Source organism: Amycolatopsis magusensis, assembly GCF_017875555.1.
GTDB classification, from domain to species: domain Bacteria; phylum Actinomycetota; class Actinomycetes; order Mycobacteriales; family Pseudonocardiaceae; genus Amycolatopsis; species Amycolatopsis magusensis.
This window is the reverse complement of the sequence record NZ_JAGGMS010000001.1, coordinates 8116199-8131106: the sequence shown is the minus strand read 5'-3', so window position 1 is coordinate 8131106 and position 14908 is coordinate 8116199. Positions and strand designations below refer to the sequence as shown.

Annotated in this window: 14 protein-coding genes; 12 read left to right on the top strand and 2 right to left on the bottom strand. The window is 72.0% G+C overall.

What is annotated here, in order from left to right; translation table 11 throughout:
• Positions 1-70 precede the first annotated feature (70 nt).
• Genes JOM49_RS36430 through JOM49_RS36415 form a run of 4 tightly spaced genes read left to right on the top strand, consistent with a single transcriptional unit; the run spans position 71 to position 2655 of the window.
• Positions 71-628 carry a nucleotidyltransferase family protein gene (locus JOM49_RS36430; RefSeq protein ID WP_372444160.1) on the top strand — a complete coding sequence of 186 codons (558 nt, stop codon included), beginning with the start codon at positions 71-73 and terminating at the stop codon, positions 626-628.
• Positions 625-891, top strand: a complete 267-nt coding sequence (locus JOM49_RS36425; protein WP_209668672.1) for a BON domain-containing protein — start codon at positions 625-627, stop codon at positions 889-891. The genes JOM49_RS36430 and JOM49_RS36425 overlap by 4 nt, the downstream gene beginning before the upstream one ends.
• Positions 888-1625, top strand: a complete 738-nt coding sequence (locus JOM49_RS36420) for a metallophosphoesterase family protein (RefSeq protein WP_209668671.1) — start codon at positions 888-890, stop codon at positions 1623-1625. Before JOM49_RS36425 ends, JOM49_RS36420 begins: the two co-directional genes overlap by 4 nt.
• A complete protein-coding gene (locus tag JOM49_RS36415; protein ID WP_209668670.1) occupies positions 1618-2655 on the top strand; it encodes an FUSC family protein in 1038 nt (345 codons plus the stop codon). Before JOM49_RS36420 ends, JOM49_RS36415 begins: the two co-directional genes overlap by 8 nt.
• On the opposite strand, the gene JOM49_RS36410 is transcribed toward JOM49_RS36415, so the two are convergent.
• Complete coding sequence (locus tag JOM49_RS36410; RefSeq protein WP_209668669.1) at positions 2648-3103, bottom strand: hypothetical protein; 456 nt, start codon at positions 3101-3103, stop codon at positions 2648-2650. The genes JOM49_RS36415 and JOM49_RS36410 overlap by 8 nt on opposite strands.
• An 84-nt stretch (positions 3104-3187) precedes the next feature.
• Between JOM49_RS36410 and ctaD the strand changes: the two genes are divergently transcribed.
• The 3 genes from ctaD (at position 3188) to JOM49_RS36395 (ending at position 6353) form a co-directional block, all read left to right on the top strand.
• Positions 3188-4933 carry an aa3-type cytochrome oxidase subunit I gene (ctaD, locus tag JOM49_RS36405; protein ID WP_209672031.1) on the top strand — a complete coding sequence of 582 codons (1746 nt, stop codon included), beginning with the start codon at positions 3188-3190 and terminating at the stop codon, positions 4931-4933.
• A 64-nt stretch (positions 4934-4997) separates the two neighbouring features.
• The gene (locus JOM49_RS36400) at positions 4998-5411 is read left to right on the top strand and encodes a CBS domain-containing protein (RefSeq protein ID WP_209668668.1); all 414 of its coding nucleotides are present in this window, start codon (positions 4998-5000) and stop codon (positions 5409-5411) included.
• A gap of 312 nt (positions 5412-5723) precedes the next feature.
• On the top strand, positions 5724-6353 hold the full coding sequence (locus tag JOM49_RS36395; protein ID WP_209668667.1) for a UdgX family uracil-DNA binding protein: 630 nt from the start codon (positions 5724-5726) through the stop codon (positions 6351-6353).
• On the opposite strand, the gene JOM49_RS36390 is transcribed toward JOM49_RS36395, so the two are convergent.
• Positions 6328-7665: a cytochrome P450 gene (locus tag JOM49_RS36390; protein ID WP_209668666.1), complete on the bottom strand. Its 1338-nt coding sequence runs from the start codon at positions 7663-7665 to the stop codon at positions 6328-6330. The genes JOM49_RS36395 and JOM49_RS36390 overlap by 26 nt on opposite strands.
• A gap of 135 nt (positions 7666-7800) precedes the next feature.
• Between JOM49_RS36390 and JOM49_RS36385 the strand changes: the two genes are divergently transcribed.
• Genes JOM49_RS36385 through JOM49_RS36365 form a run of 5 tightly spaced genes read left to right on the top strand, consistent with a single transcriptional unit; the run spans position 7801 to position 14906 of the window.
• Positions 7801-9117 carry an SWIM zinc finger family protein gene (locus JOM49_RS36385; protein ID WP_308158996.1) on the top strand — a complete coding sequence of 439 codons (1317 nt, stop codon included), beginning with the start codon at positions 7801-7803 and terminating at the stop codon, positions 9115-9117.
• Positions 9114-10490, top strand: a complete 1377-nt coding sequence (locus tag JOM49_RS36380; protein ID WP_209668665.1) for a DUF5691 domain-containing protein — start codon at positions 9114-9116, stop codon at positions 10488-10490. The genes JOM49_RS36385 and JOM49_RS36380 overlap by 4 nt, the downstream gene beginning before the upstream one ends.
• Positions 10487-11572 (top strand): ATP-binding protein, encoded by a 1086-nt coding sequence (locus JOM49_RS36375; RefSeq protein WP_209668664.1) that lies wholly within the window; start codon positions 10487-10489, stop codon positions 11570-11572. Before JOM49_RS36380 ends, JOM49_RS36375 begins: the two co-directional genes overlap by 4 nt.
• On the top strand, positions 11569-13752 hold the full coding sequence (locus JOM49_RS36370) for a DUF5682 family protein (protein WP_209668663.1): 2184 nt from the start codon (positions 11569-11571) through the stop codon (positions 13750-13752). The genes JOM49_RS36375 and JOM49_RS36370 overlap by 4 nt, the downstream gene beginning before the upstream one ends.
• Positions 13749-14906, top strand: coding sequence for a VWA domain-containing protein (locus JOM49_RS36365; protein WP_209668662.1), 1158 nt, complete (start codon positions 13749-13751; stop codon positions 14904-14906). The genes JOM49_RS36370 and JOM49_RS36365 overlap by 4 nt, the downstream gene beginning before the upstream one ends.
• Positions 14907-14908: the final 2 nt, after the last annotated feature.

Sequence of the window (14908 nt, the reverse complement as noted above, 5' to 3'; positions counted from 1 at the left end):
GTTACCCGAGGTGGAGCTGGGCAAACGCGGGCCGGGGATTGACCGCGCGCCGAGCGGGTAGTCCTGCGGGGTGACCGTGGCGGAGAAGGACCTGCTCGACACCCTCACGCGGGTGGCGAACACGTTGACGCACCAAGGGATCCGGTTCGCGGTGGCCGGCGGCTTCGCGGTCTACGCGCGGGGCGGGCCGCCCTCGGACCACGACGTCGACGTGCTGATCAAGGAGTCGGACGCGGAGAAGGCGAGCCGCGCGCTCACCGAGACCGGCATGGTCCCGGTGGACCCGCCGGAGGACTGGCTGACCAAGGTCTACGACGGCGACATCCTCGTCGACCTGATCTTCCGGCCGAACCACCGCGAGGTCACCGACGAGACGCTGGACCGCGCCGAGTCGATGCGCATCGGCGCGACGATGGCGCCGGTGGTGACCGGGACCGACCTGATGACCGACAAGCTGCTCGTGCTCGGCCCGCACCGGTGCGACTTCACCGGGCTGCTGCCGATCGCCAGGGAACTGCGGGAGCAGGTCGACTGGGCGCGGGTGGCCGACCAGACGCGCGAATCCGCGTACGCGCGCGCCTTTCTCATGTTACTGCGCGAACTCGATGTGGTGGAGGGCCAGCGATGAGCACAGAACACCCCGAAGACGTGCCCCAGTACTGGGCGGCCCGGTTGCGCCGGGCGATCGCCGAGGACGAGCGCACCACGGAGATGGGCGTGCGGGTGGACATCCGCGCCGACCACGTGCACCTGTCCGGCGAGGTCGCCTGCGACGCGCGGCGCGCCGAACTGGAGCAGGTGGTCCACGAACTCGCCCCGGACCTGCGGGTGCACAACGACCTGCGGGTCGCGGCGGTGGGCGAGCCGACGGCGAGGGAGGAACTGCGGTGATCCGGATCGCGGCCATCGGGGACGTGCACCTGGGCGAGGACGCCCGCGGGCGGCTCCGACCGGCCTTGGAACAGGCCGGCGAGCACGCCGACGTGCTGCTGCTGGCCGGGGACCTGACCCGGCACGGCACGGTGGACGAGGCGAAGGTGGTCGCCGAGGAGTTCGCCGACCTGCCGGTGCCGGTGATCTCCGTGCTGGGCAACCACGACTACCACAGCGACGCCGAGGAGGAGATCACCGAACTGCTGGAGCAGCACGGGATCACCGTGCTCGAGGGCAACAGCGTGACGCTGGAGGTCGACGGGCAGACGCTCGGCGTGGCCGGGATCAAGGGCTTCGGCGGCGGGTTCGCCGGCAAGTGCGCGAGCGCGTTCGGCGAGCCGGAGATGAAGAACTTCGTCCGGCATTCGGTGGCGCTGGCCGACCGGCTGCGCGAGTCGCTGGCGGCGCTGCACACCGACGTGAAGGTCGCGCTGACGCACTACGCGCCGATCCCGGGCACGCTGCGCGGGGAGCCGCCGGAGATCTACCCGTTCCTCGGCGCCTACCAGCTGGGTGAGGCGATCGACGCGACCGGTGTGGACCTGGCCGTGCACGGGCACGCGCACTTCGGCTGCGAACAGGGCGTGACCCCGGGCGGGGTGCGGGTGCGCAACGTGGCCCAGCCGATCATCCGGTCGGCTTACGCCGTCTACTGCGTGGAAGGTGCCGTCCAGAGAGTGCCGAGTGGCTGATCACTGGCGCCGGACGGCGGTGCTCCAGTCGGTCAAGGCCGCCGTCGCGGCGGTGCTGGCGTGGTTGGTCGCGGCGGAGTGGTGGGGGCTTCCCCAGCCGTTCCTCGCTCCGTACGCGGCGGTGTTCCTGGTGGAAGCCACCGTGTACCGCTCGGTGCGGACGGCGTTGCAGCAGGTCGGGGCCGTGGTGCTCGGGGTGGTGCTGGCCGCGTTGGCCGGGCTCGTGGTGCCGTGGCAGGCGGTGGCGCTCGGCCTGGCGGTGGTGGTCGGCCTGCTCGTCGGGCGCTGGCGCGGGTTCGGCAGCAGCGGCGTGTGGGTCGGCGTGACCGCGTTGCTCCTGATCACTTACGGCAGCACGAACAACCTGATGCTGAGCCTGGACCGGATCGGGGAGACCGTGCTCGGCGCGGTCATCGGGGTCGCGGTCAACGCGCTGATCTTCCCGCCCGTGTACACGCGGAGCACCGCCGCGGCCACGCACGCGCTGGCGGAAGAACTGGCGGCCCTGCTGGACGACATCGCCGCGGGGCTGAGGAAATCCGGTAAGCCCGACTCTTCGTCCTGGGTGGCCCGCGCGCGCAACACCGAGCAACTGCTCCACCGCGCCGAGGAAGCCAGCGGCTGGGGCGCGGAAAGCGTGCGCTTCAACCCGCGTTCGCGCTCGGGTGGCCGGGCGGCGCACGTCGCGCGCTGGCACGACCTGATGGTGCTCCTGCGCGCGGCGTGGCCACACGTCCGTGAACTCACCGAGGCCCTCGACCACGCCGTGCGCAACGAGGACGCCTACCGCTACCCGAACGAGGCCAGCCGAGGGCGGCTGGCGGCGCTCATCGAGGCGACCGCCCGGCTGGGCCGGGCCAGATCGGCGGGTGACCACGAGGACCTCACCGCCGCCACGGAAGCGGGCCGGACGGCGATGTCGGACCTCGAAAACGACATGGTCTCCAGTCAGGCGCTCGACCTGACCATCGGCCTCGCCGGGGTGCTGCTCCCGGCCAAGAAGGCGTTCGACCAGTTCGCGGCTAGCTGATCGCGCGTTCGAGCGCGGCCACCACGTCCGGGTGACCCAGCGGCAGCGGCGGCGGAATCCGATCGCGGGGACCGCCCTCGCTGCGGGCGATCACGCGCCCCTGGTCCGCGGCGTCGTCCGGTGGATCCACCAGCAGCAGCGCTTCGGCGCGGTCCGGGTGCTCGGCCAGCAGCCGCTGGACGGGGTACGTCGCCCGCCCGCTGGCCAGCACGTACACCGGCGCGGTCGTGCCGCCGTCGTCGGAGAGCAGTTCGCTCGCTTCGGTCAGCGCGCCGTCGGCCGGGACCCGGCACCAGATGATCCGGTAGCGCTCGGTCAGGGGCCGCCAGGTGGCCGGAAGTTCACCGTGTTTGGCCAGTCCGTCCGGGTCGAACACGAGTATCGTGGACTGCTGCGGATCACCGCCGGTGACGATCGGCGGGCCCTCCGCTTCGGGAGTTGCCGTCATGGTCCGCGAGTACCCGCCCACCGGCGTGTCAACCGGCCCGGGTGCCCGCACGTGGTGTCGTGTGGAGGTGCCGTCGTGGCCGCACTGCGGGAGACGATCCGGCCGAGGCCGGTCGAGCGCCGGCCGCGGTACCAGGGCACCAAGGGCGGGCTGCTGCTGAACCTGCTGCGCACCACCGACCACAAGCAGATCGGCATCCTCTACCTGTCCACCTCGTTCGGCTTCTTCCTCGTCGGCGGGCTGATGGCGTTGCTGATGCGCGGCGAACTCGGCTACCCCGGGCTGCAGTTCCTCTCGCAGGAGCAGTACAACCAGCTGTTCACCATGCACGGCACGATCATGCTGCTGCTCTACGCCACCCCGAACCTCTTCGGGTTCGCCAACTTCATCCTGCCGCTGCAGATCGGCTCGCCGGACGTGGCCTTCCCCCGGCTGAACGCCTTCGCCTACTGGCTCTACCTGTTCGGCGGGCTGATCGTGGTGTCCTCGTTCTTCACCCCCGGCGGCGGCCCGGACTTCGGCTGGACGGCCTACACCCCGCTGTCCAGCGCCATCCACTCGCCCGGCATCGGCGGCGACCTGTGGCTCTGCGGGCTGATCGTGTCCGGCCTCGGCACCATCCTCGGCGCGGTCAACATGACCACCACGGTGGTGTGCCTGCGCGCGCCCGGCATGACCATGTGGCGGATGCCGATCTTCACCTGGAACATCCTGTTCACCTCGATCCTGGTGCTGGCGGCGTTCCCGATCCTCACCGCGGCGCTGTTCGGCCTGCTGGCCGACCGCCACATCGGCGCGCACGTGTTCGACCCGGCCAACGGCGGGGTGATCCTGTGGCAGCACCTGTTCTGGTTCTTCGGCCACCCCGAGGTCTACATCGTCGCGCTGCCGTACTTCGGCATCATCACCGAGATCGTGCCGGTGTTCAGCCGGAAACCGCTGTTCGGCTACAAGCAGATGGTGTGGGCGACGGTGAGCATCACCGCGCTGTCGTTCGCGGTGTGGGCGCACCACATGTACGCCACCGGCGCGGTGGTGCTGCCGTTCTTCGCGTTCATGACCTTCCTGATCGCGGTGCCCACCGGCATCAAGTTCTTCAACTGGATCGGCACCATGTGGCGCGGGCAGCTGAGCTTCGAGACGCCGATGCTGTGGGCCATCGGGTTCATGGTGACCTTCCTGCTCGGCGGGCTGACCGGGGTGCTGCTCGCCGCGCCACCGCTGAACTTCCACATCACCGACTCGTACTTCGTGGTGGCGCACTTCCACTACGTGCTCTTCGGCACGATCGTGTTCGCCACCTTCGCCGGGATCTACTTCTGGTTCCCGAAGTTTACCGGGCGGATGCTCGACGAACCGCTGGGGAAGCTGCACTTCTGGACCACGTTCATCGGCTTCCACACCACTTTCCTGGTGCAGCACTGGCTCGGTGACGAAGGCATGCCGCGCCGCTACGCCGACTACCTGGTGACCGACGGCTTCGTGGTGCTGAACATGATCTCCACGGTGGGCGCGTTCGTGCTGGGGCTGTCCGTGCTGCCGTTCCTGTGGAACGTGCTGCGCAGCTACCGCTACGGCGAACCGGCCGAAGTGGACGATCCGTGGGGCTACGGCAACTCGCTGGAATGGGCGACCACCTGCCCGCCACCGCGGCACAACTTCACCGAGCTGCCGCGCGTGCGCTCGGAGCGGCCCGCGTTCGAACTGCACTATCCGCACATGTCGCAGCGCTGGCGGGAGGAGAACCACGTGTCGCCGTTCCGCAAGAAGGCGCAGCCCACCACCCCGTCGGAAAAGCTCGCCGACGTGACGAAATCGGCGGAAGGCTGACACGTGTGTAGGTGGCTTCGCGCCGGGTATGCCGGGGGCGAGGGAACCGATCTGGAGGTGACTGATGACCAAGGCACGAGAGATCATGAGCGGTGGTGCCGAGTGCGTGCGCACCTCGGAGACCGCGCTGGACGCCGCGCGCAAGATGGCCGACCTCGGGGTGGGCGCGGTGCCGATCTGCGGTGAGGACAACCGGCTCAAGGGCATGCTGACCGACCGGGACATCGTGGTGAAGGTGCTCGCCGAGGGCAAGGACCCGCGTGCCATCCAGGCGGGCGACCTGGCGCAGGGCGAAGCCGTCACCATCGGCGCGGACGACGACGCCGAGGAGATCCTGCGGACCATGTCGGAGCACCAGGTGCGCCGCCTGCCGGTGATCGACGGCCACGACCTCATCGGCGTGGTGAGCCAGGCCGACGTGGCCAGGGCCCTGCCGAACCCGGCGACGGGTGAACTCGTGGAAGCCCTTTCGTACTAGGGGGTAGACGGGGTTCCCGCCCCGGTTTTTCAGTGTGACTACGGCGGGGGCACCGATGTCAAGGCGGGAATGATGCCTTGACATCGGTGCCCCCGCCGTGTTTTGGCTGTGGACCGGGGTGGGGTGGGGTCTGGGCGGGGTCGTCTGAAGGGTGCCCGGGCGGCGGTTGCGCAGGAGGTGGTCCTCGGGGAGGTGCCGTGAATGTGGCTTTCACGGCGGAATTCGCCGTGAATGTGGCTTTCACGGCACCTCTCGCGGCCCTCGAGCCCGTAACACGTTTTCCGGCCCGCCCGGGCGGGTAACCCCGGTTCCGTGGCTACCACGGCGAAATCCGCGGCCGAATTCGTGCCCGCGTCCCAGGATCTGGCCCGTCTCCGAGAAGCCGCCGCCGGCTGCCGGGGTTGCGACCTCTACCGCGACGCCACCCAGACCGTGTTCGGTGAGGGCACGCGCAAGGCTCGCACGATGATGATCGGCGAGCAGCCCGGTGACCAGGAAGACCGCCGCGGGGAGCCGTTCGTCGGACCTGCGGGGCGTCTCCTCGACCGCGCGCTCGACGAGAGCGGGATCGACCGCGAAGGCGTGTACGTCACCAACGCCGTCAAGCACTTCAAGTTCCGCCGCGACGAGCGGGGCTCCCGGCGCATCCACAAGAAGCCCGGCCGCACGGAAATCGTCGCCTGCCGCCCGTGGCTGGACGCCGAACTCGCGTCGGTGCAACCCGATCTCGTCATCCTGCTCGGCGCCACGGCGGCCCAGGCGTTGTTCGGCCCCGACTTCCGCATCACCGAGCGCCGCGGCGAAGTCCTCGAGCTGCCCGGCGACCACGACGCCAAGGCCGTGGCCACGGTCCACCCGTCGTCGATCCTGCGCTCCCGCGAACGCGACGAGGCCTACGCCGCCTTCGTCGCGGACCTCAAGGCCGCGGTCGCCGTGCTGTGACGTCGAATTCCAGGCTGAAGTTGTCGAAAGTGGACGGCAGCTGCTGAGCCGGGTCCAGCCGCGGCCGCGAGACCATGGTGAAGTCGGCCCGCTGCAACAGCGCCGAGAGCAACGTGCTCGTCACCAGCAGCACCAGGTTCCGCCCCGGGCATTCGGCAGGGCCCGCGCTGAACGGCACGAGCGCGGGGTGCTGCTTCGCCCGCCCGTCGAGCCAGATCTCCGGGACGAACTGGTCCGCGAACGGCAGTTCCTCCTCGTCCCGGTGGAAGAACGGGGCGAAGATCACCACGGTGGACCCGGCGGGCAGCGTGCCGCCGTCCCACTCGGTGTCCTTTGTGGAGTCACGCAGGATCATCGGCGTGGTCGGCCACAACCGCACCGATTCCAGCTGGCAGCCACGCAGGTACGGCAGCAGCGGACCCTGATCCTGGCGTGCCTTCTCACGCTCGGCGGCATGCGTGGCGAGCAGGGCGAGCGCCCGGTACGAGGTGATCCCCGCCGCGTCGAAGGCGAACAGCCAGTGGGGGAGCTGCCCGACCGGATCGGTCTCCGGCTGCGCGGGCGCCTGCGCCACCACCCCGGCGAGGCTGTCCTTCTCGGCGCGGGCCAGGTGCGCCCGCAGGCGCTGGTTGAGTTCCTCGCGCACCGCCTTGTTCTTCTTCAAGCCGTAGGCGAGGTTCGCGCGCAACCGCAGGCGCGCGAGCAGGTCGGTGGTGCGGTGGTCGTCGCGGGCGGCGTCACCCAGCGCCACCCGGCGCACGATCCGCCACCACGCCAGGTTGAACGCGTCCCAGTCCAGCCGTCCGCCGACTTCCGCCAGCTCCAGCATCCGGCCCGCTTCCTCGTGCACCTTCTCCGCCACCGCGGGCGCGATGTGATGCAGCGGTTCGCCGGTTTCCAGCACGTTCTCGTTGAACTGGCGGCGGACGTCCCGCTCGGCGCCCCGTGAGATGAGCACGCCGTGGGGCTGGAAGTGTGAAAGCGCCGCGTTCTTCTCCAGGTTCGCCGGGGTGAACGGGGACGGCGATTCGTCGAGCACCCGCCCGGCGTCGGCGGAGGACAGCGGGAGCACGAAGGTCCGGCCGGGCGCCTTGATCAGCAGCGGCCCGTCGCCGTGCCGGTCACGCAGGCGCCGGAGCACGCGGTCCGCGCCTTCGTCCACGCGCAGTTTCTCCGCGGCCGCCATCATCGGCGGCAGGCGCTTGATCACGCCACCGGCGATCGTCGGCAGCGCGACCCCGCCGAACACGCGCAGTGCTTCGGCCGTGGACAGCGTGCTGAGGCCGTGGTCTTCCGCAGTGGGGCGTGGCATCGTGTGGTCCTCCCTCGTGGCGTTTCCGCTCCTAGATCGACTACCCAGGTGGAGGCGGCCGAAAACTGTCGGTGCCCACTGGCATGATCCATCCGGGTCGGAGGGGAGAGGTGGCGAGTGGGGTTGGGAGGCGTGGTGTCGGTGGGGTCTCGGGCGCGATGGAGCACCGAGCGGGTGATCGGGCTGGCGCCGGACGCGGCGTCGGCGCGGGCCGGGCGGGCTCAGGCCGCGCCGGTGCGCTGGTCCGGCGCGGGCGCGTCGCCGGTGGCGGTGTGGGGGTACTGCCAGGGCAGCGGCAAAAAGCCGTACCAGACCTGCGTGGAACTGGACGGCCCGGCGTTCCGCTGTTCGTGCCCGAGCCGGAAGTTCCCGTGCAAGCACGCGCTGGGCCTGCTGCTGCGCTGGGCCGGTGGCGAGCTGCCCGAAGAAGGTGAACCCGAATGGGTCACGGCGTGGCTGGCCGAACGCGCCGAGCGGGCGGACCGCGCGGAGCAGCACAAGGAAACCACCGGTCCACGCGATCCGGAAGCCGCCGCCAAACGCGCCGAGCGACGGGCGGACCGGGTCACCGCCGGGTCGGCCGAGCTGCGTGAATGGTTGCTCGACCAGGTGCGTGCCGGATTGGCCGGGCTGGAACGCGGCGGTGCCGAGGAATTGCGGCGGGTCGCCGCGCGCATGGTGGACGCCCAGGCGCCGGGCCTGGCCGGTGGGTTGCGCCGGGCCGCCGGGCTGGTCGGCCGCGGCCGGGATTGGCCCAGCCGGGTGCTGTCCGAGTTGTCGTTGCTGTACCTGCTCGCGGAGGCGGGTTCGCGGTTGGACGAGCTGCCGCACGCGCTGGCCGAGACGGTCCGCACCCGGCTGGGGTTCAACACCGAAACCGCGCGGGTGCTGGCCTCCGGCGAGCGCGTCTCGGACCACTGGCTGGTCGGCGGCGTGCTCGACGAGGAACGCGAGCAGTTGATCACCCGCCGGTCGTGGTTGTTCGGCGAGCGGACCGGCCGGGTGGCGCTGGTGCTGGCGTTCGCCCCGCCGGGGCAACCGCTCAGCTCCGTACTGCCCGCCGGGCACGTGATCCCGGCGGAGCTGGCCTTCCACCCCAGCGCGCTGCCGTTGCGCGCGCTGGTGGCCGAGCACGGTTCCCCGGTGCCCGCGTCACGGCCGGACGGCGACACGATCCCGATCGCGCTCGCCGCGCACGCGAAGGCGCTGGCCGCCGACCCTTGGCTGGACCGCTGGCCGGTGCTGCTGTCCGGCCTGCGCCCGGCCCGGCACGGCGGCGAGCTGGTGATGTCCGATGTAGACGGTCAGGTGCTGCCGCTGGTCACCGGGTTCGACCCGTGGCGGCTGCTCGCGGTGTCCGCGGGCGCGATGGTCACGCTGGCCGGGGAATGGGGCCCGGCCGGGTTGCGGCCGTTGCTGTGCTGGGACGGGGATCGGGCGGTGCGGTTGTGACGGCTTGGGCGGATCTGGTCGGGGTGGCGCTGCTCGGCACCCGGCGGCGCGCGCCGGATCTCGGCGCGCTGCCACTGGCGGTGCGTGAGCTGGCCGGTGCACGCACCGAACCGGCGGACGCACTGCTCACCGCGGGTGCCTTGCTCACCGCGTACCGGCGGGCGGGCTGGGTGCCGGAAAGCGCGGCGGAACCGTTGCCGGTGGCCGAAACCGACAAGCGGCCCTACCTACCGGACGCGGCCAGGGAACGCTTGGCCCGCCTGCTGACCGCGAGTCGTCCCGAATTGCTGGCCGAATGGCTCGGTGTGGTGGCCGAGAAGGGCCTGCGAGTCCCGCCGGAACGGCTACCCGCGCTGGCCGAGGCGGCCCGCGCGAAGCCGGTCCTGCGTGGCCCGGTCGCGTTGATCGCCGGTCCGGCCGGGCGCTGGCTGGCCGGGCTGAACCCGGAATGGCGCTTCCTGACAGCCGCCTCGCCCGAACCCGGCACCGACGCCTGGCGCTTCGGCTCACCGGCACAGCGGCGGTCGTGGCTGGCGGTCGCGCTGGTGGCCGATCCCGACGGTGCCCGCGCAGCCTTCACCGCCAGCTGGGACAGCGAACCCGCCGAGGTCCGGGCCACCGTGCTCGAACTGCTCGGCGAGCACCTGCGGGCCGAGGACGAACCGTTCCTCGAAGCCGCGCTCGGCGACCGGGCCGCCTCCGTCCGCCAGCAGGCGTCCGCGCTGCTCGCCAGGGTGCCCGGGTCCGCGCTCGGCCGCCGGATGGCCGAGCGGCTGCGGCCACTGATCCGGGTCGACGGGGACGTGCTCGAGGTCGAGGTGCCCGATGGCGACACCCGATGGCTGCGGCAGGTGGTCGCGGCGACCCCGCCGGAGTTCTGGGCCGAGTTCGGCTCACCGGCGGAGCTCGTGCGCATGGCCGTCAGCGGCGCACCGGCGTCGGTCCTGCGTGAGGGCTGGACCGTCGTCGCGGTGCGGCACCGGGACACGCGCTGGGCCAAGGCGCTGTTCGACGCCGACCCCGGCCGGGCCGACGCGGGCACGCTGATCCAGGTCCTGTCCCCACCCGAACGGGCGAAGGTGCTGGCCCGGCTGATCCGCCAGGCCCGGCCGGAGGCGGTCGCGCGGCTGGTGGTCGACCTGCCCGCGCCCTGGCCACCCGAGGTGGGCACGGTGCTGCTCGACTGGCTCGCCGGCCGCGAGGACACCCGTGCCGTGGCGCACGCCGCGGTCACCATCGCCCGCACGGTGCCCCCGCAGTGCCTCGGGCACCCGCTGGCCACCACCGCCCCCGAACCCGGCTCGGCGCCCTGGCGGCGGGCGCTGGCCGAAACCCTGAACTTCCGTCGTGAGATGTACGAGGAGCTGGCATGACTTCCACTGTGCTGCGGCCGCACGCCGAGCAGGACCACGCCGACGAGCTGGCGGCGCTGGCCGCGGCCGACGACCGGCCGCGCCCGCCGTCGTGGCGGCTTTCGCCGTGGGCGGTGGTGAAGTACCTGCTCGGCGGCACGCTGCCGGACGGCACCGAGATCACCCCGAAGTACGTCGGGCAGCGGCGGCTGATCGAGGTGGCCGTCTCCACCCTGGCCACCGATCGCGCACTGCTGCTGCTCGGCGTGCCGGGCACGGCGAAGACCTGGGTGTCCGAGCACCTGGCGGCCGCCATCAGCGGCGACTCCACGCTGCTGGTGCAGGGCACGGCGGGCACCGCCGAGGAAGCCATCCGCTACGGCTGGAACTACGCGCGGCTGATCGCCGAAGGGCCGAGCGAGCAGGCGGTCGTGGAGAGCCCGGTGCTGCGGGCCATGCGCGAGGGCCGGATCGCGCGGCTCGAGGAGCTGACCCGCATCCCGGCCGACGTGCAGGACTCGCTGATCACCCTGCTGTCGGAGAAGACGCTGCCGGTGCCGGAGCTGAACACCGAGGTGCAGGCCCGGCCGGGGTTCAACCTGATCGCCACCGCGAACAACCGCGACAAGGGCGTCAACGAGTTGTCCAGCGCGCTGCGGCGCCGGTTCAACACCGTGGTGCTGCCCCTGCCGGATTCCGCCGACGCGGAGGTCGAGATCGTCAGCAGGCGGGTGGCACAGCTGGGCGCGTCGCTGGAACTGCCGGCCGAGGTCGCCGACCTGGCCGAGATCCGCCGGGTGGTCACGGTGTTCCGCGAACTGCGCGAAGGCCGCACGGAGGACGGCCGCACCGCGGTGAAGTCGCCGTCGGGCACGCTGTCCACCGCCGAGGCGATCAGCGTGCTCACCGGTGGCCTGGCGCTGGCCGCGCACTTCGGCGACGGGGTGCTCCGCGCGCACGACGTGGCCGCGGGCATCCTCGGCGCAGTGGTCAAGGACCCGGTCGCCGACCGCGCGATCTGGGTGGAGTACCTGGAGACCGTGGTCCGCGAGCGCGAGGGCTGGGAAGACTTCTACCGCGCCGGGCAGGAGATCGCCGGGTGAGCGTGCATCTGCTCGGCATCCGGCACCACGGCCCCGGATCGGCCAGGGCCGTGCGCACCGAGCTGGCCGAGCTGGCGCCGGACGTGGTGCTTATCGAGGGCCCGCCGGAGGCCGACGCGCTGGTCCCGCTGGTCCGCGACCTGCGGCCGCCGGTGGCGCTGCTGGCCTACGCGACCGACGACGTCTCCCGCGCCGCGTTCTGGCCGTTCGCCCTGTTCAGCCCGGAATGGCAGGCGCTGCGGTACGCGGTGGACCACGAAGTGCCGGTGCAGTTCTGCGACCTGCCCGCCGCCTTCCAGTTCGCCGAACCGGACGACCGGGGCGGCGCGGGCCGGTCGGCCGACCCGCTGGCGCGCCTGGCCGCCGTCGCCGGATACGACGATCCGGAACGCTGGTGGGACGACAAGATCGAGCACTGGCGCACCGGCGTCTCACCGTTCGAAGTGATCGCCGAGGCGATGACCGTCCTGCGGGAGAACGAACCCGAGTCGCCCCCGCGGGAGCAGCGGCGTGAGGCGTACATGCGCACGGTCCTGCGCCGCACGATCAAGCAGGGCTACGAGCGGATCGCGGTGATCTGCGGGGCGTGGCACGTCCCGGCGCTGGCGAGCCCGCTGCCACCGGCGAACCGCGACCAGGCCGTGCTCAAGGGCCTGCCCAAGCGCAAGGTGGCCTGCACCTGGGTGCCGTGGACGCACGGTCGGCTGGCGGGGGCCAGCGGTTATGGCGCGGGCATCCAGTCGCCCGGCTGGTACCACCACCTGTTCACCACCGACGACGACGTCACCGCCCGCTGGATGACCGAGGCCGCCGGGGTGCTGCGGGCGCAGGACCTGCCGGTGTCCACCGCGCACGTGATCGAGGCCGTCCGGCTCGCCGACACGCTGGCCACCCTGCGCGACCGGTCCTCGGCCGGGCTGGCGGAGGTGTCGGAGTCGATCCAGGCGGTGCTCTGCGACGGCGACGAACTGCGCGGCAAGCTGGTCGTCGAGAAGCTGATGGTGGGGGAGCGGCTCGGCGCGGTGTCCGAACAGGTGCCGCAGGCGCCGCTGGCCGCGGACCTGACGGCCACCGCGCGGCGGCTGCGGTTGCGCCGGGATCCGGTGGTGCGCGAACTGGACCTGGACCTGCGCACCGAGTCCGGGCTGGGCAAGTCGCGCCTGCTGCACCGCTTGCGCATCCTCGGCATCCACTGGGGCGTCAGGGAAGTCTCCGCGATCCGCAGCAAGGGCACGTTCCGCGAGACCTGGGAACTGGCCTGGGAACCCTCGTTCGAGGTGGATCTGATCGCCGCCGCGGTCTACGGCACCACGGTCCCGGCCGCGGCCACCGAGGTGGTCCGGAAGGTGGTCGCCGCCCGGCCACCGCTGCCGGAGATCACCACGGCGGTGGAGGACTGCCTGCTCGCCGATCTCACCGACGCACTGCCCGAGGTGCTGGCCGCGCTGGACGAACGCGCCGCCGCGGACGCCGACGTGGCGCACCTGATGGCCGCGTTGCCCGCGCTCGCCAGGGTCACCCGCTACGGCGACGTGCGCGGCACCGACGTCGGCGCCTTGCGCGTGGTGGCCGATCGCATGCTGGCGCGGGTGTGCGCGGGCTTGCCGCCCGCGGCCCACGGTCTCGACGACGACGCGGCCGCGCGCCTCGGCGAACTGGTCGACGACGTGCACGAGGCGACCACGCTGCTCGAAGACAGCGCGAAGGAGCGCTGGATCGACGCGCTCGCCGGGCTGGTCGACGCACCGGGCCTGCCCGCGCTGCTCGCCGGGAAGCTGACGCGCCTGCTGCTCGACGCGGACCGCCTGGACACCGCCGAGGTGGAGGTCCGGCTCGCGCGCGTGCTCACCGCGGGCATCGAGCCGGTCAAGGGCGCGGCCTACGTGGAAGGTTTCTTCGCCGGTGGCGCCCTGCTGCTGGTGCACGACGACCGGCTGCTCCGGGTGATCGACACCTGGCTCGCCGCCATCCCCGCCGAGCAGTTCACCGAGGTGCTCCCGTTGCTGCGCCGCACGTTCGGTGCCTTCGCCGGGCCGGAGAAACGGGCCATCGGGGAACGCGCGGCCGGCCTGTCACGCGGTGGCGGCCTGCGGAAGGCCGTGGTGGCCGAGGAACTCGACGAGCAGCGGGCGGAAGCCGTGCTGCCCGTGCTCGCGACTTTGCTGGGGGTGGGCGCATGACCGAGGAACGGTTGCGGAAGTGGCGGCTGGTGCTCGGCGGGGAGGACGACGGCACCGGCGCCGGACTGTCCGATGAGGACAGTGGGGTGGACGGCGCGCTGGCCGCGTTGTACGACACGCCACCGGACGAGGCCCGCGGCGGCCGCCGCACCGGCGGGCTGGCCGGTTCGTCGCCGCGGGTCGCGCGCTGGCTCGGCGACATCCGGCGGTACTTCCCCGGCACCGTGGTCCAGGTGATGCAACGCGACGCCGTGGACCGCCTCGGCCTGACCCGCATGCTGCTCGAACCGGAGCTGCTCGCGGCCGTCGAGCCGGACATCCACCTCGTCGGCACGCTGCTCTCGCTGAACAGCGTGCTGCCGCAGGAGACCAAGGAGACCGCGCGTGGCGTGGTCCGCGAGGTGGTCGCCGAACTGGAAGACCGGCTGGCCGAGCCGACCAGGGCCGCCGTGCGCGGCGCGCTCGACCGCGCCGCCCGCACGCACCGGCCCCGCCTGTCCGACGTCGACTGGTCGCGCACCATCCGCGCCAATCTCCGGCACTACTCACCCGAGCTGGGCACGGTGATCCCGGAGCGGCTGATCGGCTACGGCCGCCGGGCGCGGCAGGTGCGGCGCGAGGTGATCCTCTGCGTCGACCAGTCCGGGTCGATGGCCGAGTCGGTGGTGTACTCCGGCGTGTTCGGCGCGGTGCTGGCGTCGATGCACTCGCTCAGCACGCGGTTCGTCGCCTTCGACACCGCGGTCGCCGACCTGACCGAGCACCTCGCCGATCCGGTCGACGTGCTGTTCGGCACCCAGCTCGGCGGCGGCACCGACATCAACCGCGCGCTGGCGTACTGCCAGAGCCTGATCACCAGCCCGGCGAACACGTTGCTGGTGCTGATCAGCGACCTGTACGAGGGCGGGGTCCGTGCGGACCTGCTGCGCCGGGCGGCCGAGCTGACCGCGTCGGGCGTGCAGATGGTGGCGTTGCTCGCCCTGTCGGATTCGGGTGCGCCCGCCTACGACCGGGAAAACGCCGCCGCACTGGCGGAACTCGGGGTGCCGGCGTTCGCCTGCACGCCGGACCTGTTCCCGGAACTGATGGCCGCCGCGATCCGCCGGGACGATCTGGGCCAATGGGCGGCTCGCATGACCGGATCGGAGCGCTAAGG

Coding starts and splice junctions, on each gene's coding strand:
- JOM49_RS36425 (WP_209668672.1), top strand. CDS start 625: ATGAGCACAGAACACCCCGAAGACGTGCCCCAGTACTGGGCGGCCCGG.
- JOM49_RS36410 (WP_209668669.1), bottom strand. CDS start 3,103: ATGACGGCAACTCCCGAAGCGGAGGGCCCGCCGATCGTCACCGGCGGT.
- JOM49_RS36400 (WP_209668668.1), top strand. CDS start 4,998: ATGACCAAGGCACGAGAGATCATGAGCGGTGGTGCCGAGTGCGTGCGC.
- JOM49_RS36390 (WP_209668666.1), bottom strand. CDS start 7,665: ATGCCACGCCCCACTGCGGAAGACCACGGCCTCAGCACGCTGTCCACG.
- JOM49_RS36375 (WP_209668664.1), top strand. CDS start 10,487: ATGACTTCCACTGTGCTGCGGCCGCACGCCGAGCAGGACCACGCCGAC.
- JOM49_RS36365 (WP_209668662.1), top strand. CDS start 13,749: ATGACCGAGGAACGGTTGCGGAAGTGGCGGCTGGTGCTCGGCGGGGAG.